Source organism: Mesohalobacter halotolerans (genome assembly GCF_006120725.1).
In the GTDB taxonomy this organism is placed as follows: Bacteria; Bacteroidota; Bacteroidia; order Flavobacteriales; family Flavobacteriaceae; genus Psychroflexus; species Psychroflexus halotolerans.
The window spans coordinates 1-1,006 of record NZ_SWMU01000010.1 but is presented as its reverse complement, the minus strand read 5'-3'; the positions used below and the strand labels follow the sequence as shown (position 1 = coordinate 1,006).

The following is a 1,006-nucleotide window of genomic DNA, read 5'->3' as shown; positions in this document are numbered from 1 at the left end:
ATTTGATTGATTTTTACACTGAGCGATAGCCGAAGTGTGACACTTTATCCTGCCATTCCGCTTTTTCAGCGGATGGCAGGATTTTATTACCGCGTAGTTTACCCTGTGCAAATGCTTTAGGGCGGTCGTTTTTTTTCAAAATAGCGATATGAAAATAACAGAAAAAGTAACCCAAAGTGCAAACAGCACTCTATTTACACTCTACACAGAAGGCTTATTTTATAAGTGCTACAATGAAGATGCTATGCTATTTGTGAAAAAAGTTAGAGCGTTTAAGATAAGTGATAAGTTTGATTGAAGTGCTTTGAACTACTGAGTAAGCTGTGAAGGTAAATTATACGTTGAGTCTGTTTCCTTTTGAAGAATAAATACTACAATACAAGTCGCTTTCATTAAATTTAAAAAAATGTTTTTTTTTAAAGTTTATTCCATAAATTTATAAATCTTAGAATCAAATTAAAAATATAACATTTAAAATAACCTGAGTTTAATTTTATTAAGTATATCACTAAGATAACAATATGTCAAATAATAAAACAAAATCTATACTTGTCTTAGTAACAACACTTTTATTAGGGTACTCCGTTCAAGCGCAAAATTCTGTAAATAGTTCAGGCGGAGATGCCACAGGTAGTGGAGGGACCCTTGCTTATAGCCTAGGACAAGTAGTTTATACTATAAATGCAGATGCCTCCGGCACTGTTAGCCAAGGCGTACAACAAGCCTACGAAATATTTACCTTAAAGGTTAAAGAACCTATACGCAACATCTCCCTTTCAGTATTTCCTAATCCTACTGTCAATCATTTAAACTTGCAGATAAGCGATTACAATCAGGAAAAATTGTCCTATTTCCTTTTTGATCTGCAAGGCAAACTAATAAAAGATGGAAAGATCAAGGCAAAACAAACACAAATCAGCACTTCGGGTTTGCCGTCTGCAACTTATATTCTTTACATACGCAACAAAAACAAACAAAACCTACAATCCTTTAAAATCATCAAAAA

Annotated in this window: 2 protein-coding genes; both read left to right on the top strand. The window is 33.3% G+C overall.

Annotation, left to right across the window (positions count from 1 at the left end):
• The first annotated feature begins 148 nt into the window (after window positions 1-148).
• Window positions 149-298 (top strand): hypothetical protein, encoded by a 150-nt coding sequence (locus FCN74_RS12115; protein ID WP_171047170.1) that lies wholly within the window; start codon window positions 149-151, stop codon window positions 296-298.
• Window positions 299-521: 223 nt separating this feature from the next.
• On the top strand, window positions 522-1,006 hold a 485-nt coding region (locus tag FCN74_RS11970; RefSeq protein WP_138932845.1), incomplete at its 3' end, for a T9SS type A sorting domain-containing protein.